This window comes from Dyella flava (assembly GCF_016904955.1).
Lineage (GTDB): Bacteria > Pseudomonadota > Gammaproteobacteria > Xanthomonadales > Rhodanobacteraceae > Dyella_B > Dyella_B flava.
On sequence record NZ_JADIKE010000034.1, the window covers coordinates 280,749 to 305,158 of the forward strand.

A 24,410-nucleotide genomic window follows, 5' to 3' on the forward strand; every position below is an offset into this window, starting at 1 on the left:
CGTCCAAACGCCCGCCTGACTTCTAATTATGGTCGCCTTCGGTTCCCGCGAGCCAGCCATGAACATCGGCCCGCCTGGCGCCCTCGCGGGAACCAAGCGAAGCGAAGTCGAACAGCTGGCGATCCGCCAATTGCGAGGGCGCCACATTGCCCAGTGCGCGAAACATGGTTTCACTGCGTCCGGGATACTGGCGCTCCCACTCATGCAACATGCGGCTGACAGCTTTACGCTGCAGGTTGTCCTGCGAACCGCAGAGATTACAGGGAATGATCGGAAACTGCCTGTGCGCAGCATAGTCCGCGATGTCGCTTTCCTTACAGTAAGCGAGCGGACGAATGACAACGTGACTGCCATCGTCCGAGCGCAGCTTCGGCGGCATGGCCTTCAGGCTGCCCTGGTAAAAAAGATTGAGGAAGAACGTACCAAGGATGTCGTCGCGATGATGGCCCAGCGCGATCTTGGTGATGCCGTTCGCCGCCGCCCAGGAATAGAGCGCGCCGCGCCGCAGGCGCGAGCACAGGCTGCACATGGTCTTGCCTTCGGGGATGACCCGCGTGACCGTGCTGTAGGTGTCCTGCTCGATAATATGAAAGGGAATCCCTCGTCCGGCGAGATATTCCGGCAGCACGTGCGCGGGAAACCCTGGCTGCTTCTGATCCAGGTTCACCGCGATCAAGTCGAAACGAACCGGCGCCTTGGCCTGCAAAGACAGCAGGATGTCCAGCATCGTGTACGAATCCTTGCCACCGGACAGGCACACCATCACCTTGTCCCCGTCCTCGATCATGTTGAAATCGGCAACCGCCTGGCCAACCTGATGGCGCAGGCGCTTGGCCAGCTTGCCGGCCTCATAGACCTGCTTGCGGGCGACTTCGGGTGGAACGACCTCAGATCGGGCGGACATGGCGGCAACATCACGGCGGGCAAGCGCCCTATTGTACCCATCCCACCCGCCCCATTCCGGCGCGCTACAATCTGGCTTCTACCGCCGCCCTTGCGATTTGTCCGCCATGCAGGCCCAGGATCCGACCCAGATTGCTCACCTTCTGGCCGAACTACGTCAGGAGCATCGCGACCTGGACGCAGCCATCGAGCAGCTCGCCACCTCGCTCGGCTGCGACGAGCTGCAGATCACCCGCATGAAGAAACGCAAGCTGCTGCTGAAGGACACCATCGCGCGGCTGGAAAGCAAACTCATCCCTGATCTTGACGCCTGAGGCCCGCGCCTGGCTTGTGCTATTCCTTAAGCCCTGCCCGAGTCCCCTGCCCGAACATGCCGACACTTGCCCCAGTCTCCCTCCAGGACGATCACGTCCTGCTCGAACCTCTCGGCCTGCACCACGCACCCGAGCTTGAAGCCGCCGCCACCGATGGCGAGCTGTGGAAGCTATGGTTCACCAGCGCACCCGCGCCCGGCCAGGTCGCGGCCTATATCCAGAAAGCCCTGGATGGCCTGGCCGCCGACACCATGCTGCCCTTTGCGGTGCGCGAGAAAACCAGCGGCGAGATCGTCGGCACCACACGGTTCTATGAATTCAAGCCGGAGCTGCCACGTATCGCGATCGGCTACACCTGGTATGCCAAGCGCTGGCAGAAAAGCCATTTGAATACCGCGTGCAAGCGATTGTTGCTCAAGCATGCTTTCGAATCGCTGGACTGCGTGGCGGTCGAGTTCCACACCGATCGGCGCAATCTCGATTCACAGCGCGCGATCGAGCGCCTCGGCGCCCAGCGCGATGGCGTACTGCGCGCCCATATGCGGCGGCCGGATGGCAGCCTGCGCGACACGGTGTTCTATTCGATCATCGCCAGCGAATGGCCGGACGTGCAGCGCTGGCTGGACCTGCGACTGACCAGGCTTACGGCATAGGGATGCTCTGATCAATTCTGCGCGGGCGTCACCCGTCCTGTCTGTTCGCAGGCCATAGGCACGTCGGCGCACGCGGGGAGGGTACATGGAGGTACCCGGCCTTGAGGAGCGAGGAAGGCAGACTGGCTGTCTGTCGAGACGACGGACCGCACGCGGGGAGAGTACATGGATGTACTCGGCCTTGAGGAGCGAGGAAGGCATGCGGACAGACAGGACTGGCCCCAACGTATTGAATTTAAAATGACGGGGTGATGTCCACGCAGAATTGATCAGAGCATCCCTGGGGCTCAGAGTAGACGATTGAGCAGGCGATCCAGGCGTACGCGGCGCAACCGGCGCAACAGGGTGCGCACTTCGGCCGGGTAACGGCGCGGGTTGTCCAGCACGTGATAGTCCTCAAGCCGTGTGGCATGACGGCGTAGACCTTCCCACTCGGCCTCATGTTGCGCGGCAAGCCGGCGCGCGGGGTCACGCAACACCAGACCATTTTCCAGATCCAGCGCCCACGCACGCGGGTTGAGATTGTTGCCCGTGATCACGGCAACCTCGTCGTCGATCAACAGGCCTTTGACGTGATAGCTGTTGTCACCATCGTGCCAAAGCCACAGGTTGAGCTGTCCACGCGCGATATGCGAACGGTGCGCGCGCGCAAACCGGCGCAAGTTGCTTTCATACAGATAGGGCAACAGACCGATCTTGCGGAATGGCTCACCAGGCGGGATATAGAAATCGTTGGCCGTCTTGTCCCCTACCATGATGTCGATGGTGCAGCCACGCCGCAGCAACTGACCCAATACCGCTCGCACGGGCCTGGGCAGATTGAAGTACGGCGTAAACAACACCACGCGCCGTCGTGCATGGCGCAACAACATCAACAAGACGTCGTTGAGCCGATTGTCATGGCGGCCAAAACCCACCAACGGCGTCACTGCGACATCGCCCTCGGAAAGCGGTTCCTGCGGCACGTGGTAATGCGCGCGCTGCAACTGCCGACGCAAATGGCGGATCGCATTCTGCATATCGCGCGTTGCAGACAACGACCGCACGTCGAGCCGATGTACGGCGTCGCTATCGCGCAAATAGCGCCGCACGAAGTCGGCCATGCTTTCGGCCAGTCCGGCATGCCGGACGAGATGGTAGCGATCAAGCCGGTAACGTCCCTGCCGGGCCAGATAGACATCATTGATGCTGGCGCCGCTATAGAGCACGGCATCGTCAACGACAAAACCCTTCAGATGCAGCACGCCGAACAGCTCGCGATTCTGGATCGGCACGCCGTAAATCGCGACGCCATCGCCGAAGCGCGCGGGATACTCACGATACATGGCCGCGTTGCCTTCGCTGGCTGCCTTGCCGATCAGGCCGCGCCGTGCGCGATGCCAGTCGACATAGACTTCGATCTCCACCTCAGGCCGCGCCTGGTGCATCGCATAAAGGGCATCGAGCACCTCACGTCCCGCTTGATCGTCCTGCAGATAAAGTGCAACCAGCACGATGCGCCGACGGGCCTGCGCAATCAGCGTCATCAAGGTATCGTGAAAGGCAACCGGCCCCTCCAGCGTCTGCAGCGATCCAGCGGGCACCGCAAAGGCAGGCAAGTTTTGCGGCCTCGGCTTCGAAAAGCGGCCCAGCGGCAACAAACGTCGCGCAAGACGGCGGGCAAGTGGTGGGTGGCGGACATTCATGCCGCCATGTTAGCCGGTTCATTGGAATGTCCCGCACTGCACCGCGCCCTAAGCCATGCTGGCCATGGACTTCTTGAGCAGCCTGATCAATTCGTCCATTTCACCCGGTGCAAACGGCCGTAGATAGTCGTGGGCCATGGTATTGATGACGGGCAAGATGGCTTCCATCAATGTCACCCCCTCTTCGTCCAGGCTCACCATGACTTTGCGCCGGTCAGCATGGCCATGGCCGCGTGCGACCAGTGAGCGCCCGTGCAACTCCTGGACGAGCCGACTGACCTGGCTATATGGCTCGCCGATGGTGCTGCACAGCTCCGCGAGAGACATGGCGTGACCTTCACTGCCATAGAGCGCCGCGAGCACGCTGTATTCCAGATAAGTGAGGCCCCAGGTCTTTACCAGGGCTTGAGCGGCCTTGCTCAGATGCCAGCTCGCCAGCTTCATCATGCGCAAGAACAAGGCGAGTTCGGACGGAAAGTCCGGATGCTGGCGGCTGATATTGGCGACATGTTGCTCGATCAGGGCTAGGGCTTTTAAGGACATGGACATGAGTAAGAAGAGATAGTGAATTCGCCTCATCTTGATACGCCTCATGGCGCGTCGTTAATGTCCGATCGGTGCAAATTCTTGTGGGCCTACGCCGCGTTGAGGCGGAGTCCTTGTGCAAACCGGGCATTCATGACTGGCACAGCGATTTGATTTGGCGTGATCAGCGCCACTCTTTTTGGTTACTGATGAAACGAATTAGTCCGAATGAGTCGCTCCGATATGGACGTCCATCCGTCCAATCGGGCCTCCAAAGACAGATCGGAAAAATTTTCATAAAAAAATGATTGACAGCTTGTAATGGCGTGCCTTAGGGTCGACGACATGCCGCAACGCAACAGCCACTGCACCATGACCTGCGCGATCCGACCTCCTTCGGACATCGCCATGCTGCACCTCGGCGGCCTCCTTCTTATTTCCCTTGTACTCGTACTCCTTATTACCAACGGAGGTGCGGGCTGAGGGCGTGTGTCCAGGTAGAGCAAAAATAACCTAGATACCCCAAAGAACCCCGCACCCGACAAGGATGCGGGGTTTTTTGTTGCCCTCGGCGCCGCCCAAAAACGGAGCCAGGCATGACGACTGAAACAACCCACTCCAACGAAGCCGACGACGGCAACGAAAGCGCCGAAGACCACGTACGCATCTTCGACACCACCTTGCGCGATGGCGAACAAGCCCCCGGTTTTTCCATGGATCGGCGCGCAAAATTGTGCATGGCACAAGCCCTGGAAACGCTTGGCGTGGACATCCTGGAGGCCGGTTTTCCACAGGCTTCACCTGACGATTTCGCCGCGGTCGACGAGATCGCGCGAACCTTGCGCAATACCGCCGTGTGCGCGTTGGCGCGATGTCAAACCGGCGATATCGACACTGCCGCACGCGCACTGGAAGGCGCCAGACACTCACGCATCCACCTGTTTCTCTCCACCAGCCCACTGCACCGCGAGCACAAGCTCGGCATGAGCAGGCAGCAGGTACTGGAAACCGCGATCGCTTCGATCGAGCATGCACGCAGATATTGCGCAGACATCGAATTTTCCGCCGAAGATGCCTTGCGCACCGAGCCGGAATTCCTGGTTGAAATCTTCAGCGCCGCGATCGCCGCCGGCGCCACCACCCTCAACGCACCCGACACCGTCGGCTACACCACGCCCGCGGAGATGGTGGAGCTTTTCACCTACCTGCGCCGCAACGTGCGCGATGCCCACAAGGCAGTGTTCTCCGCTCACTGCCATGATGATCTGGGCATGGCGGTCGCCAACAGTCTCGCGGCCGTGAGCGCCGGTGCACGCCAGGTGGAGTGCACCATCAATGGCATCGGTGAGCGCGCCGGCAACGCGGCACTGGAAGAAATCGTGATGGCGCTGAAAGTGCGCGCACCGCACTTCAACCTGCAGACGCGCATCGACACCCGCAAGCTGTATCCAACGTCGCGGCTGCTGACCCAGCTGACCGGGCAGGCCGTCCCCCGCAACAAGGCCGTCGTGGGCGAAAACGCCTTTGCGCATGAATCGGGCATCCATCAGCACGGCATGCTCAAGCACCGCAGCACCTACGAAATCATGCGCCCGCAGGATGTCGGCATTGCCGAGACCACCCTGGTGCTTGGCAAGCATTCCGGCCGCCATGCGCTGCGCCAGCGCCTGGAAACACTCGGTCACATGGTGGACGAAGTCGCCATGGATGGCATCTTCAAGCGCTTCAAGGCCCTCGCCGATCGCAAACGCGATATCCGCGACGAGGATCTGGAAGCGATCGCACTGGGTCAGGATCCGGATGCCACCGGCCCGTGGCATCTCACCCAGCTCAATACCAGTTCACACCTGGGCGGCAGCGCGTCGGCCACGGTGAAACTGAGTCACGAGAATGGTCGTGAAATCGGCGAAGCCGCGATCGGCGATGGTCCGGTCGACGCCGTGCTGCGCGCGATCGAGCGCGCCACCGGCACCGACATGCAGCTGACCCGCTTCCAGGTGCGCGCCATCAGCGAAGGCGGCGATGCACAAGGCCATGCGCAACTCACCGCACGTCACGCTCAGCGCGATTGGAACGGCAGCAGCGTGAGCACCGACATCATCGAGGCCACTGCGCACGCCGCGCTGGCCATCGTCAATCGCATCGAGCGGCAGGGTGGTGAACGCGCCGCCTATGCGCCGACTAAAGCGCTCGGTCATGGACGACCACCGTCTGATCTTCGGGCACAGGGACGCACGCAACCGGAGACCTCCGCATGAACACACCCTTCCTTTGGCACAACGGGCGCATCAAGCCCTGGGCGGAGGCGACCGTCCACGTCAGCACGCACGCGCTGCATTACGGCTCGTCCGTCTTCGAGGGCGAGCGTGTGTACGCCACGCCGGAAGGTCCCGCGTATTTCCGCCTCGCCGATCACACCCGCCGCCTGTTCGAGTCGGCACGGGTGTACGACATCGACATCGGCTACAGCGAAGACGAGATCAATCAGGCTTGCATGGACGTGATTCGCACCAATCGGATGGCCTCCGCCTATGTGCGGCCCATCGTGTTTCGCGGCGTCGGCGGGCTCGGCGTCCTCCCCAGAGACGGTGCGCCCGTCGACGTTGCGATCATGGCGATGGAATGGGGTGCGTATCTGGGAGAGGCCGCTGAAGTCGGCGCGGACGTCTGCGTGTCGTCCTGGCATCGCCCGGCACCCAACACGCTTCCGAGCTGGGCGAAAGCCGGCGGTAATTACCTGAGCAGCCAGCTGATCGGCCTGGAAGCGCGCCGCGGCGGTTATGACGAAGGCATCGCGCTGGGTTCGAACAGCCTGTTGAGCGAAGGCGCGGGTGAAAACCTGTTCCTGGTCAAGCGCGGCAAGTTGCTCACGCCACCTTCCAGCGCCGGCATTCTCGCGGGCATCACGCGTGACACGGTCATCACGCTGGCCAGCGACCTGGGCATCCCGTGTGAAGAACGCGACCTGCCACGCGAAGCGCTGTACTCCGCTGATGAAGTGTTCATGACCGGCACCGCCGCAGAAATCACCCCGGTGCGCTCGGTCGATCGCAAGAACATCGGCAACGGCACGCCCGGGCCGATCACGCGCAGCTTGCGCGACGCGTTTTTCGGCCTGTTCGACGGTCGCACCCGGGACCGCTACGGCTGGCTGACGTTGGTCAATGCGGTCATCCCTGACCGCGAATGTCAAACGGCGGCCAGCCATGGCCGCACTTCTCAAAAAGAGCGGACCACAGCATGACTCCTCGCACGCTATTTGAAAAAATCTGGGACGCCCACGTCGTCGCGCCCGAAACCGCCGACACACCGTCGGTGCTGTACATCGATCTGCACCTGGTGCACGAAGTCACCTCGCCGCAGGCCTTCAGTGAGCTGCGTTCGCGCGGCCTGAAGCTGCGCCGTCCGGATCGCACGCTGGCCACGCTCGACCATTCCACCCCCACCCTGCCGCCACAAGCCGATGGCGAGCGCCCGTATGCAAATGCCGAGGCCAAGGCACAGGTCGCGCAACTGGAAGCCAATTGCCGCGAATTCGGTGTGCAGTTGTACGGTTGGGACAGCAGCGATCGCGGCATCGTGCATGTGATCGGCCCAGAACTCGGTGCTACGCAGCCGGGCATGACCATTGTCTGCGGCGACAGCCACACCTCCACGCATGGCGCTTTCGGCGCACTGGCGTTCGGTATCGGCACCACCGAAGTCGGCCATGTGATGGCAACGCAGTGCCTGTTGCAACGCAAGCCGAATACCTTCGCCATCCATGTCGACGGCAAGTTGCCGCGCGGTGTCGGCGCGAAAGACCTGATCCTGCACATCATCGGCCGGATCGGCGTGGATGGCGGCACCGGCCACGTGCTGGAATACCGCGGCGAAGCCATCGAAGCACTATCGATGGAAGAGCGCATGACAGTGTGCAACATGTCGATCGAAGCCGGCGCGCGTGCCGGCCTGATTGCGCCGGATGAAACCACGTTCGCCTGGCTGCAAGGACGTCCCAAAGCACCGCAAGGCATCGCATGGGAAACAGCCATGCGGCATTGGCGTGCGCTACGCAGCGATGAAGGCGCCAGCTACGACCGGGAAGTGCGCATCGACGCCAGCCAGATTCGTCCCACCGTCACCTACGGCACCCATCCGGGTATGGCGATTGCGATGGACACGCCCGTCCCCGTCCCGCGCAATCCGGTGGAACAACGCGCACTCGATTACATGCAGGCAAAGCCGAACCGGCCGATGCAGGGCACCTCTGTCGACGTGGTGTTTGTCGGCAGCTGCACCAATTCGCGTCTGTCGGATCTACGCGAGGCGGCCAATGTGCTGCGTGGCCGGCATGTTGCCGAGGGTGTACGCATGCTGGTCGTTCCCGGTTCTGAAGCTGTGCGACGCGATGCCGAACGTGAAGGCTTGCACGAAGTATTTCTTGCCGCCGGTGCGGAATGGCGCATTCCGGGTTGCTCGATGTGCATCGCCATGAACGGCGATCTCGCGCAGCCGGGCCAACTGGTGGTGAGCACCTCCAACCGAAACTTCGAAGGACGCCAGGGCAAGGGCGCACGCACCGTGCTGGCGAGCCCCGCCACCGCTGCCGCATCTGCGATTGCCGGCGCGATCGCCGATCCACGCGAGTACCTGACGGAGGTGGCTGCATGAAACCCATAAACCGGATCCACTCGCGCACCGCTGTCCTGTGCGACGAAAACATCGACACCGACCGCATCATCCCCGCACGTTTCCTCACCACCACCGAACGCGCGGGTCTGGGCAAGTTCTGCTTCAACGACTGGCGCTATCGCCAGGACCGCAGCGACAACCCGGATTTCCCGCTCAACAAGCCCAGCGCGCACGGCTGCGCCATCCTGGTTGCCGGCCGCAATTTCGGCTGCGGCTCCTCACGCGAGCACGCACCGTGGGCGCTGCTGGATTACGGCATCCAGGCCGTGCTGTGCAGCGAGATCGCGGACATCTTCCGCGGCAATGCACTGAAGAACGGCCTGCTCGCCATCGTGCTGGATGAAGCAGAGCACCGCTGGCTGCTGCAGAACCCTGGCATTGAACTGTCCATCGACGTGCGCGAGCAGGTCATCCAGCTACCGGATGGTGGACATATCCGCTTCCAGCTCGAGCCCTTCGCGCGGCACTGCCTGCTCGATGGCGTCGACCAGCTTGGCTTCCTGCTGCAGCACGACCAGGCCATCACCCACTACGAACATCAACAGGAGAAGGCGGCATGAAGGCTCGCATCGTTACCCTGCCCGGCGACGGCGTAGGTCCGGAAGTTACCGACGCGGCCGTGGCCGTACTGCAAGCCGTTGCCGAGCGCAGCGGACACACCTTCGCGTTCGCCTCGCACCTCATTGGTGGTTGCGCGATCGACGCCACCGGCGAGCCGCTGCCCGCCGCTACGCTGGAAGCGTGCAAGAATGCCGATGCGGTTTTTCTCGGCGCAGTGGGTGGACCGAAGTGGTCCGATCCGCACGCCAAAGTACGCCCCGAACAAGGCTTGCTGGCACTGCGCGCCGCACTCGGCGTATTCGCCAACCTGCGCCCGTTGCAGGTGCATCCCGCGCTGGCGTCGCTGTCGCCGCTGAAGAACGAAAAGCTCAAGCACGTGGACGTGCTGTTCGTACGTGAACTGACCGGCGGCGCGTACTTCGGCGCGAAGACACGCACCGTCGATGCGGCAACGGATGAATGCAAATACACCGTCGCCGAAGTCGAACGCGTCACGCGCCGCGCCTTCGAGCTGGCGCGTGAGCGCCGTCAGCATGTCACTTCGGTAGACAAGGCCAACGTGCTTGAAACATCGCGCCTGTGGCGCAGCACCGTTACGCGCATTGCCGCCGAATACCCGGATGTAAAGCTGGAACACCAGCTGGTCGACTCCATGGCCATGCTGCTGCTGACTCAGCCTGGGCGCTATGACGTGGTGGTCACCGAAAACCTGTTCGGCGACATCCTCACCGACGAAGCGGCCGCGCTCGCCGGCTCGCTCGGTCTGCTGCCCTCCGCCTCGCTGGGCGTAGGCAAGGTCGGTTTGTACGAACCCATTCATGGTTCTGCACCGGACATCGCCGGCCAGAACGTAGCCAATCCGCTGGGCGCAATCCTTTCCGGCGCGCTACTGCTGCGTCACTCGCTTGGTCTGGAGATTGAAGCGACCACCATCGAGGCGGCCGTGGCGCATGTGCTGACCAACGGCCCACACAGCCGCGACATCGGCGGCAAGGCCAGCACCAGCGAGATGTGCGATGCGGTGATCGCCGCGCTGGACGATGTCGCCACGCCCGCCTTTCTGTGCGGCCTGCGTGCCTGTGGTTAAGCGAGGACATGATGCGCAGTGATCTGATCAAAACCGGCCCCGACCGCGCCCCGGCACGCGCCATGCTGCGCGCCACCGGCTTGCAGGACGGGGATATCGCTAAACCGCTGATTGCCGTCGTACATACCTGGTCCAACGTCAGTCCGTGCAATCTCAACCTGCGCGAACTGGCTGAGCATGTGTCCGCGGGCATTCGCGCCGCGGGCGGCACGCCGATCGAGTTCAACACGATCGCCGTCACCGACGGCATCGCGATGGGCACGCCCGGCATGCGGGCGTCGTTGATCAGCCGCGAAGTCATCACCGATTCGATCGAGCTGGCCGTGGATGGCCACTGCCTCGACGCAATGGTGGTGCTATGCGGTTGCGACAAAACCATTCCGGCCGCGGCGATGGCCATGGCGCGCTTGAACATCCCGGCGGTTGCGCTGTACGGCGGCAGCATCGCGCATGGCAATCACAACAATCACCCGATCACCATCCAGCAGGTGTTCGAAGCGGTTGGTGCGCACGGCGCAGGCAAGATCGACGATGCCGAGCTGACCGCGGTGGAAAAAGATGCCTGCCCCGGTGCCGGCGCATGCGGCGGCCAGTTCACCGCCAACACCATGGCGATGGTGCTGCAAGCATTGGGCTTGTCGCCGATGGGCTTCAACGATATTCCCGCGACCCATCCGGCCAAGGCGCACGCTGCCTTCCGTTGCGGTGAACTGGTCATGGATTGCCTGCACAAACAGCGTAAACCGCTGGATATCCTCACGACAACCGCGTTTCGCAATGCGGCGCGCATGGTTGCCGCCACGGCCGGCTCCACCAATGCGGTACTGCACTTGCTGGCGATTGCACGCGAAGCCAACGTACCCTGGACGATCGAGGATTTCGAACCGGCGTCGGTGCACACGCCAGTGATTGCCGACTTGATGCCGGGCGGCCGCTACACCGCCGTCGAGCTGTTCGGCGCGGGCGGCAGCGCGCGCGTCGCGCAGGAATTAATCGCCGCGAACATGCTCGAAGACGGACCCACCGTCACCGGCCGCAGCCTGTATGAAGAATGTGCTGCCGCGCCGCGTGCCGACCAGCAGGACGTGGTGCATCCCGTCAGCACGCCGCTGAAACCACGTGGTGGCTATTCGATCCTGTACGGCAATCTCGCGCCGGAAGGTTGCATCCTGAAACTTGCCGGCAAGGGCGCCAATCATTTTGAAGGCGTCGCACGCGTGTTCGAAAGCGAGGAAGAGGCTTTCGCCGCGGTACAAGGCGGCAAGATCAAGCCCGGCGACGTCATCGTCATTCGCAACGAAGGTCCCGCCGGCGGTCCCGGCATGCGTGAAATGCTCGGCGTAACGGCGGCGCTGGTCGGCCGCGGCCTTGGCAACGATGTCGGCCTGATCACCGATGGCCGCTTCTCCGGTGCCACGCACGGTTTCATGGTCGGCCACATCGCACCGGAAGCCGTACGTGGCGGGCCGATTGCGCTGCTGCGCGATGGCGATCGCATCGTCATCGACGGCGATCGTCGTGAGCTGCGCACCGACGCCGACCTGGACAGCCGTCGCGCCGAATGGAAGGTGCCACCCGCGAAAGTCACCCACGGCGCGCTCGCCAAATACGCACGTCTCGTCGGGTCCGCCTCGGATGGTGCGACCACGCATCCACGCAGCACTGTAGCCACCCCTCATCCCGTTCAACGACACACGCCCGATAAAACAGGAGTTACCGCATGACTACCGCCACCACCGACACACTCGCCAAAGCGCGCATCGCCGTTCTCGGCTACGGCAGCCAGGGCCGCGCACACGCGCTCAACCTCAAGGACTCCGGCCTGGATGTCGTGGTTGGACTGCGTCCCAACGGTCCCACCTGGCACAAGGCCGTCGCTGACGGTTTTCATGTGGCCGAACCGGCCGAGGCGGTGCGTGGCGCCGACCTAGTTGCGGTGCTGACACCGGACATGGTGCAGCCCACGCTGTACAAGCAAGCGATCGAGCCAAACATCAAGGCCGGCGCGGCGCTGCTGTTCGCGCATGGCTTCAATGTGCACTTCAAGCAGATCGAGCCGCGCACGGATATCGACGTCATTCTCGTTGCGCCCAAGGGCCCGGGCGCGCTGGTGCGTAGCGAATACGAACGCGGCCGCGGCGTGCCTTGCGTATATGCCGTGCACCAGGACGCCAGCGGTCACGCCGAGGAAAAAGCCACCGCATACGCGGCCGGTATTGGTGGCGCCCGCGCGATGTTGATCAAGACCGATTTCAAGGAAGAAACCGAAACCGATCTGTTCGGCGAACAGGCCGTGCTGTGCGGCGGCGCCAGCGAGCTGGTGGTGAAGGGTTTCGAAACCCTGGTGGAAGCGGGCTATCAGCCCGAGATCGCCTATTACGAAGTACTGCACGAGCTGAAGCTGATTGTAGACCTGTTCTACGAAGGCGGCATCACGCGCATGTTGGAGTTCGTGTCAGAAACCGCGCAGTACGGCGACTACATCAGCGGCCCGCGGGTGGTGGATGCAGCGACCAAGGAGCGCATGAAGGGCGTGCTGAAGGACATCCAGGATGGCACGTTTGCGCGCAACTGGATCGCCGAATACCAGGCGGGCCTGCCCAACTACAAGCGTCTGAAGCAGGCGGATCTGGAGCATCCGATCGAGCAGGTCGGCGCCAAGCTGCGCGCACGCATGGCGTGGCTGCAGAGCGGCGCAAAAACCAGCCAGGCACCGCTGAAGAAAGTGGGTTAAACCCATGTGGCGCTCTCCCACGTCCCCCATCCTCCGGCGGGAGAGCGCCACATGGACCTTTACAGGATCATGCCGATGAAACGCTTTCACATAGCACTGGCCGTACGTGATCTCGCGGCATCGATTGCCGACTACAGCACACGTCTCGGACAGCAGCCGAATGCCGTCGTCGCTGGCAAATACGCCATGTGGCGCACTGAGCTGCTGAATTTCTCGATCAACCAGAACCCCGAGCGTACCGGCCAGTTGCGGCATATCGGATTCGAGGATGACGGCGCTGAAGGCTTTATCAGCACACCGGACGTGAATGGCATCGAGTGGGAACACTTTTCTGCTCAAGCGCAGGACGAGCGCACCCTGGAGATGTACGGCATACCGGTCAGCGCCTGAAGCCTTTTGGTAACACCCGGATCATCGGCTCACAACAAGACAACGACACACGCTTTGAAAAACACCAGGGACTGACGTGAACATGCCATTGCCGAAACCTTTGTTCGCCGCCGATGCCATTCCGGGCAACGCGCGCCATCCGCTCGCAGGAAAGGACCTGAGCGGTGCGGATGTCGTCGTACAAGTTCTGGCTGAACAAGGGGTCGACGTACTCTTCGGCTATTCCGGTGGGGCGATCCTGCCTGTCTACGACGCCATTTTCCGGCATAACGCCGAGCACCCGAATCCCGATGACAGCGAACCGATGCCGCTGATCGTGCCGGCCAACGAACAAGGTGCGGGCTTCATGGCTTCCGGTTACGCGCGTGCGTCCGGCAAGGTCGGCGTGGCGGTGGTCACCTCCGGCCCGGGCGCGACCAATATGGTGACACCGGTGCGCGATTCGACTGCCGATTCGATTCCGATGATCGTGATCTGCGGCCAGGTCGCGACGCAGGCGATCGGCAGCGACGCCTTCCAGGAAGCGCCAATCAGCAACATCATGGGCTCCTGCGCCAAGCATGTCTTTCTGGTGACCGAGGCATCGCAGCTGGAAGTCACCATGCGTACGGCTTTCACCATCGCACGCAGCGGACGCCCCGGCCCGGTGGTGGTGGATGTGCCGAAGGATATCCAGAACGCCATCATCCGCTTTCAGGGCGAGGGTGAGCTGCCCCTTCCCGGTTATCGCGCACGCCTGCGCGCGATTGAACAGGCCACGCTCAGTGATGCGCAATGCGCGAGCTTTTTCGCGGCGTTGTCACGCGCAAAGCATCCGTTGATCTACGCCGGAGGCGGCATCATCGCCAGCGGTGCGGCATCGGTGCTGCGTACATTCGTCGACCGTTTCGGCCTGCCGGTCACGACCACCCTGATGGGCATCGGCGGCTACGACACCACCGATCCGCTGGCGCTGCACATGCTCGGCATGCACGGCACCGCCTACGCGAATTACGCGGTGGAAGATTGCGACTTTCTGCTCGCGCTGGGCGCACGCTTCGATGACCGCGTCGCGGGCGTCCCTGCGCAATTCGCGCCAAAAGCGAAGTTCATCGCGCACATCGACATCGATCCGGCCGAGATCGACAAGGTCAAGCACGCGGACTGGCATCATGTGGGACCGTTGGATCGCGCGCTGCAACGACTGGCGGAATACGGCAAGGCAAACCATCCGTCACCTTGCCTGACTGAGTGGCATACGCATATCGCGTCGCTCAAGCATACCCACGCCATGAACTACGATCGCGACAGCGCGCTGATTCAGCCTTACGCCGTACTGGAGGAGATCAATCGGCATACGCAAGGCCACGCCATCATCAGTACCGGTGTGGGCCAGCATCAGATGTGGGCGGCGCAGTACCTGGATTTCCGCGAGCCACGGCATTGGCTCACCTCAGGCTCCATGGGCACGATGGGCTTCGGCCTGCCCGCCGCGATCGGCGCGCAATTTGCCCGGCGCGATGCGCTGGTCATCGATATCGACGGTGACGCCAGTATCCGCATGAACCTGGGTGAGCTGGAAACCGTGACCACCTACGGCCTGCCGCTGAAGATCGTCGTGCTCAACAACGTCGGCGACGGCATGGTGCGGCAGTGGCAAAAGCTGTTTTTCAAGGGCCGTTTTGCCTCATCCGACAAGAGCCTGCATCGCAAGGATTTCGTACGCGCCGCCGAAGCCGACGGTTTCGCCTGGGCGCGGCGACTGGAACACCGCGAAGACCTGGCCGACACGATCGCCGCGTTTCTGGCGTTCGACGGCCCGGCCTTTCTGGAGGTGATGATCGACCCGGATGCCGGCGTCTATCCCATGGTCGGCCCCGGCGCCAATTACTCGCAAATGATTACCGGCGATTTCATTCCCTCGCGCGCGGTTTCGCACACCGGCGAAACCGCCGCTTCCGACAGCTTCTGACCCGCAACGAACCACTGAACTGGACCTGCCCATGCAACACACGCTTTCCATCCTTCTGCAGAACGAAGCCGGTGCGCTGGTGCGCGTGGCAGGTCTGTTTGCCGCACGCGGCCACAATATCGACACGCTGACGGTGGCCGCCACCACCGACCCGGCCGTTTCGCGCCTGACTCTCACGGTGCGCGGCGACGACGCCACGCTGACCCAGATCCTGCAACAGACCCGCAAACTGGTCGATGTGTTGCAAGTCGAGCATCCGGCCCAGGCATGAACGCCAAACTGCTGCCCAACGACGACGATCCTGTGTTGACGGCCGCTTCGGTGCTGCGTCGCGCCGAATCGGCACGGGTCTACGAAGTGGCGCATCACACGGCGCTTGAAGCGGCGACACTGCTTTCCGCACGCCTCGGATCCACTGTCTTGCTGAAGCGCGAAGACCAGCAGCCGGTATTTTCGTTCAAGCTGCGCGGCGCGTATAACCGCATGGCACAACTGCATGCGAACGAAAGGGCACGCGGCGTGATTGCCGCCTCGGCCGGCAATCACGCACAGGGCGTGGCGCTGGCCGCCTCGCGACTGGGAATTCGCGCCACTATCGTGATGCCGGTAACGGCGCCGCAGGTGAAGGTGGATGCCGTTCGACGCTTCGGCGGCGCGTTTACCGAAGTGGTGCTGGCCGGCGATTCGTATAGCGACGCGCAAGCCGAAGCCATGCGTCTGTGCGCGGCGATGAACGCCACCTTCGTGCACCCGTTCGACGACCTTGACGTGATCGCCGGCCAGGCGACGATCGGCTTGGAAATCCTTGCGCAGTATCCGGAATCCTTGCATGCCGTCTTCGTACCGATCGGCGGCGGCGGCCTGGCTGCGGGCATTGCCTCGGTGATCAAGGCGCGACGCCCCGATGTGCGCATCATCGGCGTGCAGGCCAGCGATGCCGACTCCATGGCACGGGCGCTCGATGCCGGCACGCGCATATCGCTGAATGACGTAGGTCTGTTTGCCGATGGCACGGCCGTGAAGCAAGTGGGTGCGCTGACCTTTTCGCTATGTCAGCACTACGTCGATGAGGTACTGCGCGTGGACACCGACGCGATCTGCGCGGCGATCCGCGATATTTACCAGGATACGCGCAGCATTCCAGAGCCTTCCGGTGCGCTTGCCGTGGCTGGACTCAAGCAATACGTGGCCGGTCATGGTCCCGCTGACGGGGCACTGGTCGCGGTGGTTTCCGGCGCCAACATGAATTTCGACCGCTTGCGCTTTGTCGCAGAGCGTGCGGAAGTCGGCGAACAGCGTGAAGCCGTGTTTGCCGTGACCATTCCCGAGCAACGCGGCAGCTTTCACCGCTTCTGCAACGCGCTCGGCCAGCACTCGATCACCGAATTCAATTACCGCATCGGCGATGCACACGCCGCGCACATCTTTGTCGGCGTGCAGACCGCCCAGCGCGGCGAACGAGAAGCCTTGGCGGCGGCCTTCCGCGCGAATGACTTCAGGGTGCTCGACCTGACCGATGACGAGCTGGCAAAGCTGCATCTGCGTCATATGATCGGCGGCCGGTCACCACTGGCGCGCGACGAACGCCTGTATCGCTTCGACTTTCCGGAACGGCCCGGTGCGCTGGCCCGCTTTCTGGACCGCATGCACCCCGACTGGAATATCAGCCTGTTCCACTATCGCAATCACGGTGCCGACTACGGTCGCATTCTGGTCGGCATTCAGGCACCTGCCAGCGAGCACGAGTTGTTGAGATACTTCCTGTCGAGCCTGGGTTATCCCTATATCGACGAGAGCGACAATCCGGCTTACCGCCTGCTGTTATGCGCGTAACGTGCCACGTGCAAGGTTGAGGTCCTCCTCGAGCGAGCCGCCGGCATCGAGTTCGAAGACGTGGTTGTCGTAGTCCATGAAATACAGGGCCGTGTCTTCGCGCGCCATGAAGTGCTCGACATCGAACGCAGCCAGCTTGTTGGCGCAGTCCCGCAACTGGTCGCGGCTGACTTCCAGTGCGATATGGTCACCATTGCGGGTAGCCGGGCCGTCGCCCTGGCGCAGCACGAACCAAATATCGCCGAGCTTCGCAAAGCTTTGCGGATGACCTTTGTCGCCAGGATGGTTGGCGATCACCTGCGCATCCAATACCCCGGCAAATAGCTCCGCGGTGCGCGCAGGATCACGCACGATCAGTGCGATATGACTGATGGTCGTGAACATGAACGGCTCCGGCCCCAATGCGGTGGACGATCCTAGACCGCCCCTCCGTGACCGGCAATGTACCACCCCCACCGTGGGAGTGGCCTAATGCACAGTTTCGGATGGAAGACTGCACGCTAAACTTGCCGGATGGCCCCGACCTCCCGCAAGCGCCCACGGCGCAACCCTCCTGTGCCGGCTACCAGCCGCGCGCGCCCCGTTGCCACCTCTGCGGCGGGAAAGCCGCCGCGTCCCGCCGATAGCTCCACCCGCGCGACGCGCGTGCTGGATTGGCTGTTGCAGAAATTGCCACAGCAACAGCGAGAGAAAGCGCGCGACATCCTGGTGCTGACCCGCATGGATCGGCCGATCGGCGCCCTGCTATTGCTGTGGCCGACCTGGTGGGCGCTATGGCTGGCTGCCGGCGATTTCCCGCCATGGAAGCCCATGGTGATCTTTACGCTCGGGGTTTTTGCGATGCGCGCCGCCGGCTGCGCCATCAATGATTTTGCCGACCGCAAGCTGGATCCCCAGGTTGCCCGCACCGCGGGTCGCCCCATCGCCGCCGGCCGGGTCACGCCACGCGAAGCGCTGATCGTCTTTGCGGTCTTGCTGTTGATCTCCTTTGGGCTCGTGCTGCTTACCAATGCGCTGACCATCAAGCTTTCATTTATCGGGGCGGCGCTGGCCGCGCTTTATCCTTTCACCAAGCGCTATACCGATCTTCCGCAAGTGGTGCTGGGCGCCGCCTTCGGCTGGTCGATTCCGATGGCTTTCGCCGCCGTGCAAAACAATGTGCCGCCGGTCGGCTGGGTGCTGTTTATCGCCAACATCCTCTGGTCGGTGATCTACGACACCGAATACGCGATGGTGGATCGCGACGACGACCTCAAGGTTGGCGCGCGCTCAACCGCCATCCTTTTTGGCGACGCGGATCTCCTGATCATCGGCATACTCATGGGCACCTTTATCACGGCCATGGTGATGGTTGGCACACGCGCCCATCTGAGCTGGCCGTATTGGCTTTCGATGGCGGCGACGGCCGCACTGTTCGGCTGGCAACAATGGCTGATCCGCAACCGCGAGCGCGACGCCTGCCTCGCAGCTTTTCGGCACAACAACTGGCTGGGGCTTACGCTGTGGATTGGCATCGCCCTGGCGCTTGCGGTGCGTTGAACCACTATTTCGCAGTTACTTGCATGCCGCCAAGCCGGATGGCGATAGTTCGGACATCCGCGTTTTCTCCGGCATCCTTCGGAGAACGTGGACTATCAAAATGAAATGCCAGCACGAGATTTCCATCAGGCGCCTGCCAGTCAGCCGGAATATCGAAAGCCACATCAGGCACCGCGTTGTCGCGCTGAAAACGCCAGTTTGCAAGGACATGCCCACCCATCTCGACACGCACACTCAGACTCGGGTACTTGGCAGGTAGATAAGGAAGTATCCGCAAGGCGACATGCACATCTGACAGGGGCAGCTGCCGGTGCATTGCCACCCAGGCAGCGGGCCCCAACGACCATACGCCACCGCTTTCGGCTGTACTCCACCCGCCAAGTAGGAAGGGGAGTCCATCGCCATGGCCGTCAAATAGATAAGGATGATCCAGCGCCATCGGCGGCAGGTCACCCCTTAGTGGGTGTTGCAGATACGGTGCACTGCCTTTTTCAAACCAGCCGGGCGCGACGACGGTAAAGCCGTCGATGGCGCCGACTCCCGTCGCGGGACTGAACATCACCTGCGCTGATTGCAGCTTTTCTTTGCCACTGGACTGGATGAGGTACAGACCATTCGGATCCAGATCGCCGCCCCAAAATGCTTCATGCCGCAGCAGCCGGCCTTGTTGCCGCGTCGCGGAGGGCAAGCGAGCATAGAATGCGGTATCGATGTGAAATCCGTATGTTGCGGCCAGATACTCGTAGTCAATGTACTCGTCACCTTCGTACTGACCCGGAATCACGTAAAGATTCGCATAGCGCTTGCGCGCAAGGCTCCAGAACGGCGAGTCAAAATCCGGAAATTTAAGGAATGCAAGCTTGATAGCGGTGACGTTGTGCGTAAATTGTAAATAAGGCCGCATATCGGCCAACTGCAGCAAAACCATTATGCCCAGCATCACTCTCGATGCCCGTGCAGGCCACCGGACCAACCCGCGCACGGCCATCATCAAAAGCACGTAGTAGACCGGCCAGAACATGCGTCCGGAGCAGCGAAAGATATTCACCATCCGGTTCAATCTTGCGGGCAGTGACACCTGGAAAAGCGTATGCGTGCCGAACGTGACGACGTTGGATAACGCGAGCAAAGTGAGACAAACGCAGCACAGAATCAGCGCGGCGTCGGGATTACGCAGGATGTCGTGGCGTCCACGGACCGGCGATCTCTTTCGTGTCACGGCCCACTGCACGATCGTCGCCAGCAATGCAAACAACACGCCCAAACCGAGGTAATTGAAGCCCTCGTACTGTCCGGCGGTAGCGCCGGTAGGTGACGGCAATAGGAATGGCCCCGCCCCGAGAGGCATCCATGGCGCCAACAGGTTCATGGAGTAGTAGCCGAACCCGAATGTCGACACATCCATGTCGCCGAAATATCCGACTAGCCACATCACGGTAATCGATCCGGCCACGGACGCTACTGTGCAGCAAACCGTGCTTAGCCAGGAAAGCTGCCGGACAAGAACGCCCTGGCGCAACAAATAAGCCGCCCAAATAGCGTAGACCATGAACATCAGATAGGCGTGCACCAAGGGTACGAACCACAGCAGAGCCATCCACTGAATGATGTACCGGAGCTTCGGCGGCGAGTAATAGAGATAGAGCGCGCAGACGATCAGCCAGTGTGCGGATAGCGCAAAGTGCGCCGAGGTGCGCAGCAACATGATCGGGCTGATCAGGAACAGCAAGACACCCGCGGCGAGTGCCAGACGATCACGCGTAAATTGCGAAAGAAGCCGATACGCAAAGTAGCCCTGCAGCACATAACAGCAGCACAGCCACAGACCTGCATATTGAAAATCTGTCGGCAGCACGCCTCTTAGCAGCTTGAATAGGAGTGCGAATGCAGGTATCGAGTCGGTATAGACGATCGAGCTCGATTGTTCCATCCCCATGGCGGGCGCGGCGCCGAGCGGAAACATCCACGGTGAATGCCGGAAAAACACCCACCCCAGATAGCTTTGGGCCGAATCGCCATGGGACAGCCAGCCAAGGCTTCCGGGTTCGAGCACACCCACGCCGAACACCAGATAGAACACCATCGCCCCGGCCAAAGCGGCCAGGCACGCTCCCGCGAACACATCATCGCCACGGGCACGTGCCATCGTGTCGTTCAACGTCATCAAATTTTCCCTTAGCCGGCGACCGGCGCCCCTGGCGAGCAGCATTCTCTCCCATATACCACCTTGACTGTACCGGGCGAGCCACGCGGTGGATCAACCGCCGGGTATGGGCGCTCGCGCCAGTGCCCACACGTCGACGCGCAACACGCCCGCACGCTTCAGGACGCGAACACACTCTGCAAGCGTGGCCCCGGTAGTGAAAACATCGTCGAGAACGGCGACATGGCTTGGTAATGCAGCGCCTTCTCGCAAGGTAAATGCCGCGCGCAGGTTGCGGCGGCGCTGCGTGGCGTCGAGTCCGGTTTGCATTTCGGTATGCCTGATGCGCCGGAGCACATCGTGCCTGCAGGTAATCCCCAAGGCATGCGCGAGCGGCCGCGCCAATTCCCAAGCCTGGTTGTAGCCGCGCTCACGCAAGCGCCGTTTGTGCAGCGGCACCGGCAGAATCATGAGCGGCAAATGGGAAGGCGGCTTTTCGCGCTGCCACAGCGTGACCAAGGCGCGGCCAGCAGCAAGATCCCGGCTGAATTTGAAGCGCGTTTCCAGACGGTCCAATGGCCACGCGTAGCGAAAGGGCGCCCACGCCGCATCCCAGGGCGGAGCCTTGCGCAGGCAACGTCCGCACTGCGGCACAGATACCGGCAATGGCAAGGCACATTGGGCACAGCACGGGGTATTGCGCGGCAATTCCGCAGCGCAATCGCTACACAGATCCACGCCTTCTGCGCCGGCGTCGCCGCACAACAGGCAGCGCCAGGGCAACAACCATTGATGCAGGGCTGACAAGCGCCGTATCAGCGCATCCATATGCGAAAGACGGGTTAGTTGTTCGGCTTGAACAAGGCCGCGTCCACGATCGACCAGAGATGGATGATCCAGCCCATCCAGATCACCCACAGTGCTGCGGCAAGCACAAACATGAAAAACGCCTTCAACAACCGTCCCTGCACCAACTGGCCCAGCCCCGGGATAAAGAAACTGCACACCGCCGCGATGACGTTACCGGTGCTGCCCTGACCTGCACTCATGATCGACTCCTTCGATAGATGGTCGTGGGATGGTAATCGGTCCACGTCCGCACTCCGTCAACCATTCGCCAACGAATAGAGTTGACAGTATCGGGAGCGACTTCCAAACTTGCTTGCTTGATTGCCACGGAGCCCCACCCCATGCCCGCAGCCGCTCTTCGCCATGACTGGTCGCGCGACGAAATCGCCGCATTGTTCGCCCTGCCATTCAATGAGTTGCTGCACCGTGCGCATGGCGTTCACCGCGAACACCATGACCCGAACGCGGTACAGGTCTCCACCCTGCTGTCGATCAAGACGGGGGGCTGCCCGGAAGATTGCGGTTATTGCCCACAGGCGGCGAGGTATCACACCGGCGTCAAGGCGGAAAAATTGATGTCGGTAGACGCCGTGGTCGCCCGGGCCCAGGCGGCGAAGAACGCCGGCGCCAGCCGCTTCTGCATGGGCGCGGCCTGGCGCAGCCCGAAGGATCGCGACGTGGCCCAGGTGGCGGAGATCGTCTCGGCCGTGAAGGCCCTGGGCCTGGAAACCTGCGCCACTTTGGGCATGCTCAGCGACACCCAGGCGCAGACGCTCAAGCACGCCGGCCTGGATTACTACAATCACAATATCGACACCGCGCCGGAGTTCTACGGCGAAATCATCCACACGCGCCAATATCAGGATCGCCTGGATACGCTCGAACACGTGCGCGATGCGGGTCTGAAGACCTGCTGCGGTGGCATTGTCGGCATGGGTGAAACCCGCGATCAGCGCGCCGGTCTGCTGCAGACGCTGGTCAACCTGCCCGAGCATCCGGAATCGGTGCCGATCAATCAGCTGGTGCAGGTGGAAGGCACGCCGCTGCACGGCACGCAAGCGCTGGATCCGTTCGAGTTTGTGCGCACGATCGCCGTGGCGCGCATCCTGATGCCCAAGTCGATGGTGCGCTTGTCCGCCGGTCGTCAGCAGATGGACGATGCCGTGCAGGCGCTGTGCTTCTTTGCCGGCGCAAACTCGATTTTCTACGGTGAAAAACTGCTGACGACCGGCAACCCCGACGTGGAGCACGATCGCGCACTGTTCCGCCGCCTCGACCTGCATGCCTTGGAAATCGTCGAGGAAACCGACACGGTGCACGCCGGCATCCTCGAAACCGAATCAGCCGGCAGCTGTGGTCAGGGCTGTGGCTGCGCGGCCTGATCTGCTTCAACGACTGGCCGTACAGACGGCCGAACGTGCGCAAGCGCAGCTACAGCGACGTCTGCGCACGATCGACACCTGCCAAGGGCCTTTTGTAGAAAGCGGCGGGCAGCAGTTGCTTGCTTTCTGCAGCAATGATTACCTGGGCCTTGCCCACGATCCGCGACTGGTCGCCGCCTTGAAGACAGCCGGTGACGAAAGCGGCGTCGGCAGCGGTTCGGCCCATCTGATCTGCGGCCATCGCCGCGAACACGCTGCGCTGGAAGAAGCCTTGGCCGAATGGACCGGGCGTGAGCGCGCACTGCTGTTTTCCACCGGCTACATGGCCAATCTCGGCGTGATCCAGGCCTTGCTTGAGCGCGGCGAACTGTGCGTGCAAGACAAGCTCAATCACGCCTGTTTGCTCGATGGTGCGCAGCTCGCCGGCGCAACGCTGAAACGCTACCCACATGCCGATGTCGATGCCGCTGCACGACAATTACACAGCAACGCAGATGGTTGTGCATTGCTCGCTACCGACGGCGTGTTCAGCATGGACGGCGATATTGCGCCGCTGCGCGAATTAGCCGCCTTGTGCGCCAGCGAACGCACCAGCCTGATGGTGGATGACGCGCATGGACTGGGCGTGCTCGGCGAGGACGGCGCCGGCAGCGTGGCGGAAGCCGGATTAAGCGAAACCGATGTTCCGATCCTGATGGCCACATTGGGCAAGGCGCTTGGCTGCAGCGGCGCCTTCGTTGCCGGCAGCGCCGCCTTGATCGATGGGCTGACCCAGTTTGCACGCACCTATATCTACACCACCGCCATGCCCCCCGCACTGGCGGCTGCCACCCATCGTGCGGTGGAACTGGCGCGCAGTGAACATTGGCGACGCGACAAGTTGAACGTCCTGCTCCGGCGTTTTCGTACCGGCGCGGCCCAGCTGGGCCTGCCATTGATGCCCTCGCGCACGGCCATTCAGCCGCTCATGCTCGGCGATGCCCAGCGCGCCCTGGACACGTCCCGAGCGCTGGAAGCTCAAGGGCTGCTGGCCGTGGCGATCCGCCCGCCCACCGTTCCCCATGGGCAGGCGCGCCTGCGCATCACACTTTCCGCCGCCCATGAAGAAGCCCACGTGGACAGGTTGCTGCAGGCACTCGAGTCCCTGCGGCTCGGGGCATCCCCTACGGGCGCGCCGGTATAATTCA

23 protein-coding genes are annotated in these 24,410 nt (G+C 62.3%); 16 read left to right on the forward strand and 7 right to left on the reverse strand.

The window, feature by feature from the left end; translation table 11 throughout:
- Positions 1 to 22: 22 nt before the first annotated feature.
- Positions 23 to 904 carry a tRNA 2-thiocytidine(32) synthetase TtcA gene (ttcA, locus tag ISP19_RS09435; protein WP_204681105.1) on the reverse strand — a complete coding sequence of 294 codons (882 nt, stop codon included), beginning with the start codon at positions 902 to 904 and terminating at the stop codon, positions 23 to 25.
- 106 nt (positions 905 to 1,010) lie between these two features.
- Between ttcA and ISP19_RS09440 the strand changes: the two genes are divergently transcribed.
- Both ISP19_RS09440 and ISP19_RS09445 read left to right on the forward strand, forming a co-directional pair.
- Complete coding sequence (locus tag ISP19_RS09440; protein ID WP_204681106.1) at positions 1,011 to 1,217, forward strand: YdcH family protein; 207 nt, start codon at positions 1,011 to 1,013, stop codon at positions 1,215 to 1,217.
- Positions 1,218 to 1,273: 56 nt separating this feature from the next.
- Positions 1,274 to 1,870 carry a GNAT family N-acetyltransferase gene (locus ISP19_RS09445; RefSeq protein ID WP_204681107.1) on the forward strand — a complete coding sequence of 199 codons (597 nt, stop codon included), beginning with the start codon at positions 1,274 to 1,276 and terminating at the stop codon, positions 1,868 to 1,870.
- A 287-nt stretch (positions 1,871 to 2,157) separates the two neighbouring features.
- On the opposite strand, the gene pssA is transcribed toward ISP19_RS09445, so the two are convergent.
- Together pssA and ISP19_RS09455 are read right to left on the reverse strand one after the other, a co-directional pair.
- Positions 2,158 to 3,555 (reverse strand): CDP-diacylglycerol--serine O-phosphatidyltransferase, encoded by a 1,398-nt coding sequence (gene pssA, locus ISP19_RS09450; RefSeq protein ID WP_204681108.1) that lies wholly within the window; start codon positions 3,553 to 3,555, stop codon positions 2,158 to 2,160.
- Positions 3,556 to 3,603: 48 nt separating this feature from the next.
- A complete protein-coding gene (locus tag ISP19_RS09455; protein ID WP_204681109.1) occupies positions 3,604 to 4,149 on the reverse strand; it encodes a MarR family winged helix-turn-helix transcriptional regulator in 546 nt (181 codons plus the stop codon).
- Positions 4,150 to 4,676: 527 nt separating this feature from the next.
- Between ISP19_RS09455 and ISP19_RS09460 the strand changes: the two genes are divergently transcribed.
- The 11 genes from ISP19_RS09460 to ilvA all read left to right on the forward strand — a co-directional run bounded on the left by ISP19_RS09460 (position 4,677) and on the right by ilvA (position 17,310).
- On the forward strand, positions 4,677 to 6,338 hold the full coding sequence (locus ISP19_RS09460) for a 2-isopropylmalate synthase (protein WP_204681110.1): 1,662 nt from the start codon (positions 4,677 to 4,679) through the stop codon (positions 6,336 to 6,338).
- A complete protein-coding gene (locus ISP19_RS09465) occupies positions 6,335 to 7,324 on the forward strand; it encodes a branched-chain amino acid transaminase (RefSeq protein WP_204681111.1) in 990 nt (329 codons plus the stop codon). The genes ISP19_RS09460 and ISP19_RS09465 overlap by 4 nt, the downstream gene beginning before the upstream one ends.
- Positions 7,321 to 8,733 carry a 3-isopropylmalate dehydratase large subunit gene (gene leuC, locus ISP19_RS09470; RefSeq protein WP_204681112.1) on the forward strand — a complete coding sequence of 471 codons (1,413 nt, stop codon included), beginning with the start codon at positions 7,321 to 7,323 and terminating at the stop codon, positions 8,731 to 8,733. The genes ISP19_RS09465 and leuC overlap by 4 nt, the downstream gene beginning before the upstream one ends.
- Entirely contained in the window at positions 8,730 to 9,314 is a 585-nt protein-coding gene (gene leuD / locus ISP19_RS09475; protein ID WP_204681113.1) for a 3-isopropylmalate dehydratase small subunit, read from the forward strand. The genes leuC and leuD overlap by 4 nt, the downstream gene beginning before the upstream one ends.
- Positions 9,311 to 10,402 (forward strand): 3-isopropylmalate dehydrogenase, encoded by a 1,092-nt coding sequence (gene leuB, locus ISP19_RS09480; protein WP_204681114.1) that lies wholly within the window; start codon positions 9,311 to 9,313, stop codon positions 10,400 to 10,402. The genes leuD and leuB overlap by 4 nt, the downstream gene beginning before the upstream one ends.
- Before the next feature lie 11 nt (positions 10,403 to 10,413).
- Positions 10,414 to 12,126, forward strand: a complete 1,713-nt coding sequence (gene ilvD / locus ISP19_RS09485; protein ID WP_204681194.1) for a dihydroxy-acid dehydratase — start codon at positions 10,414 to 10,416, stop codon at positions 12,124 to 12,126.
- The gene (ilvC, locus tag ISP19_RS09490) at positions 12,123 to 13,136 is read left to right on the forward strand and encodes a ketol-acid reductoisomerase (protein WP_204681115.1); all 1,014 of its coding nucleotides are present in this window, start codon (positions 12,123 to 12,125) and stop codon (positions 13,134 to 13,136) included. The genes ilvD and ilvC overlap by 4 nt, the downstream gene beginning before the upstream one ends.
- Before the next feature lie 75 nt (positions 13,137 to 13,211).
- The gene (locus ISP19_RS09495) at positions 13,212 to 13,526 is read left to right on the forward strand and encodes a VOC family protein (protein ID WP_204681116.1); all 315 of its coding nucleotides are present in this window, start codon (positions 13,212 to 13,214) and stop codon (positions 13,524 to 13,526) included.
- Between the two features lie 82 nt (positions 13,527 to 13,608).
- Positions 13,609 to 15,477: a biosynthetic-type acetolactate synthase large subunit gene (gene ilvB / locus ISP19_RS09500; RefSeq protein ID WP_204681117.1), complete on the forward strand. Its 1,869-nt coding sequence runs from the start codon at positions 13,609 to 13,611 to the stop codon at positions 15,475 to 15,477.
- Between the two features lie 31 nt (positions 15,478 to 15,508).
- Entirely contained in the window at positions 15,509 to 15,748 is a 240-nt protein-coding gene (gene ilvN, locus ISP19_RS09505; protein ID WP_204681118.1) for an acetolactate synthase small subunit, read from the forward strand.
- Positions 15,745 to 17,310, forward strand: a complete 1,566-nt coding sequence (gene ilvA / locus ISP19_RS09510; protein ID WP_204681119.1) for a threonine ammonia-lyase, biosynthetic — start codon at positions 15,745 to 15,747, stop codon at positions 17,308 to 17,310. The genes ilvN and ilvA overlap by 4 nt, the downstream gene beginning before the upstream one ends.
- Here the strand turns inward: ilvA and ISP19_RS09515 are convergent.
- Entirely contained in the window at positions 17,299 to 17,694 is a 396-nt protein-coding gene (locus tag ISP19_RS09515; RefSeq protein ID WP_204681120.1) for a VOC family protein, read from the reverse strand. The genes ilvA and ISP19_RS09515 overlap by 12 nt on opposite strands.
- Positions 17,695 to 17,955: 261 nt before the next feature.
- Between ISP19_RS09515 and ubiA the strand changes: the two genes are divergently transcribed.
- Positions 17,956 to 18,849 (forward strand): 4-hydroxybenzoate octaprenyltransferase, encoded by an 894-nt coding sequence (gene ubiA, locus ISP19_RS09520; protein WP_284385137.1) that lies wholly within the window; start codon positions 17,956 to 17,958, stop codon positions 18,847 to 18,849.
- 4 nt (positions 18,850 to 18,853) lie between these two features.
- On the opposite strand, the gene ISP19_RS09525 is transcribed toward ubiA, so the two are convergent.
- The 3 genes from ISP19_RS09525 to ISP19_RS09535 all read right to left on the reverse strand — a co-directional run bounded on the left by ISP19_RS09525 (position 18,854) and on the right by ISP19_RS09535 (position 22,041).
- Positions 18,854 to 21,013 carry a DUF6311 domain-containing protein gene (locus ISP19_RS09525; protein WP_204681122.1) on the reverse strand — a complete coding sequence of 720 codons (2,160 nt, stop codon included), beginning with the start codon at positions 21,011 to 21,013 and terminating at the stop codon, positions 18,854 to 18,856.
- Positions 21,014 to 21,106: 93 nt separating this feature from the next.
- A complete protein-coding gene (locus tag ISP19_RS09530; protein ID WP_204681123.1) occupies positions 21,107 to 21,820 on the reverse strand; it encodes a ComF family protein in 714 nt (237 codons plus the stop codon).
- Between the two features lie 14 nt (positions 21,821 to 21,834).
- A complete protein-coding gene (locus ISP19_RS09535; RefSeq protein WP_204681124.1) occupies positions 21,835 to 22,041 on the reverse strand; it encodes a hypothetical protein in 207 nt (68 codons plus the stop codon).
- Positions 22,042 to 22,182: 141 nt separating this feature from the next.
- Here ISP19_RS09535 and bioB point away from each other — a divergent pair, with 141 nt between their 5' ends.
- Both bioB and bioF read left to right on the forward strand, forming a co-directional pair.
- Positions 22,183 to 23,223 carry a biotin synthase BioB gene (gene bioB, locus ISP19_RS09540; protein ID WP_204681125.1) on the forward strand — a complete coding sequence of 347 codons (1,041 nt, stop codon included), beginning with the start codon at positions 22,183 to 22,185 and terminating at the stop codon, positions 23,221 to 23,223.
- Positions 23,207 to 24,406, forward strand: coding sequence for an 8-amino-7-oxononanoate synthase (gene bioF / locus ISP19_RS09545; protein ID WP_284385085.1), 1,200 nt, complete (start codon positions 23,207 to 23,209; stop codon positions 24,404 to 24,406). The genes bioB and bioF overlap by 17 nt, the downstream gene beginning before the upstream one ends.
- Positions 24,407 to 24,410: the final 4 nt, after the last annotated feature.

Excerpts from the sequence above, each read along its gene's own strand:
- ttcA (WP_204681105.1), bottom strand. The coding sequence starts at position 904 with ATGTCCGCCCGATCTGAGGTCGTTCCACCCGAAGTCGCCCGCAAGCAG.
- ISP19_RS09440 (WP_204681106.1), top strand. The coding sequence starts at position 1,011 with ATGCAGGCCCAGGATCCGACCCAGATTGCTCACCTTCTGGCCGAACTA.
- ISP19_RS09445 (WP_204681107.1), top strand. The coding sequence starts at position 1,274 with ATGCCGACACTTGCCCCAGTCTCCCTCCAGGACGATCACGTCCTGCTC.
- pssA (WP_204681108.1), bottom strand. The coding sequence starts at position 3,555 with ATGAATGTCCGCCACCCACCACTTGCCCGCCGTCTTGCGCGACGTTTG.
- ISP19_RS09455 (WP_204681109.1), bottom strand. The coding sequence starts at position 4,149 with ATGAGGCGTATCAAGATGAGGCGAATTCACTATCTCTTCTTACTCATG.
- ISP19_RS09460 (WP_204681110.1), top strand. The coding sequence starts at position 4,677 with ATGACGACTGAAACAACCCACTCCAACGAAGCCGACGACGGCAACGAA.
- ISP19_RS09465 (WP_204681111.1), top strand. The coding sequence starts at position 6,335 with ATGAACACACCCTTCCTTTGGCACAACGGGCGCATCAAGCCCTGGGCG.
- leuC (WP_204681112.1), top strand. The coding sequence starts at position 7,321 with ATGACTCCTCGCACGCTATTTGAAAAAATCTGGGACGCCCACGTCGTC.
- leuD (WP_204681113.1), top strand. The coding sequence starts at position 8,730 with ATGAAACCCATAAACCGGATCCACTCGCGCACCGCTGTCCTGTGCGAC.
- leuB (WP_204681114.1), top strand. The coding sequence starts at position 9,311 with ATGAAGGCTCGCATCGTTACCCTGCCCGGCGACGGCGTAGGTCCGGAA.
- ilvD (WP_204681194.1), top strand. The coding sequence starts at position 10,414 with ATGCGCAGTGATCTGATCAAAACCGGCCCCGACCGCGCCCCGGCACGC.
- ilvC (WP_204681115.1), top strand. The coding sequence starts at position 12,123 with ATGACTACCGCCACCACCGACACACTCGCCAAAGCGCGCATCGCCGTT.
- ISP19_RS09495 (WP_204681116.1), top strand. The coding sequence starts at position 13,212 with ATGAAACGCTTTCACATAGCACTGGCCGTACGTGATCTCGCGGCATCG.
- ilvB (WP_204681117.1), top strand. The coding sequence starts at position 13,609 with ATGCCATTGCCGAAACCTTTGTTCGCCGCCGATGCCATTCCGGGCAAC.
- ilvN (WP_204681118.1), top strand. The coding sequence starts at position 15,509 with ATGCAACACACGCTTTCCATCCTTCTGCAGAACGAAGCCGGTGCGCTG.
- ilvA (WP_204681119.1), top strand. The coding sequence starts at position 15,745 with ATGAACGCCAAACTGCTGCCCAACGACGACGATCCTGTGTTGACGGCC.
- ISP19_RS09515 (WP_204681120.1), bottom strand. The coding sequence starts at position 17,694 with ATGTTCACGACCATCAGTCATATCGCACTGATCGTGCGTGATCCTGCG.
- ISP19_RS09525 (WP_204681122.1), bottom strand. The coding sequence starts at position 21,013 with ATGACGTTGAACGACACGATGGCACGTGCCCGTGGCGATGATGTGTTC.
- ISP19_RS09530 (WP_204681123.1), bottom strand. The coding sequence starts at position 21,820 with ATGGATGCGCTGATACGGCGCTTGTCAGCCCTGCATCAATGGTTGTTG.
- ISP19_RS09535 (WP_204681124.1), bottom strand. The coding sequence starts at position 22,041 with ATGAGTGCAGGTCAGGGCAGCACCGGTAACGTCATCGCGGCGGTGTGC.
- bioB (WP_204681125.1), top strand. The coding sequence starts at position 22,183 with ATGCCCGCAGCCGCTCTTCGCCATGACTGGTCGCGCGACGAAATCGCC.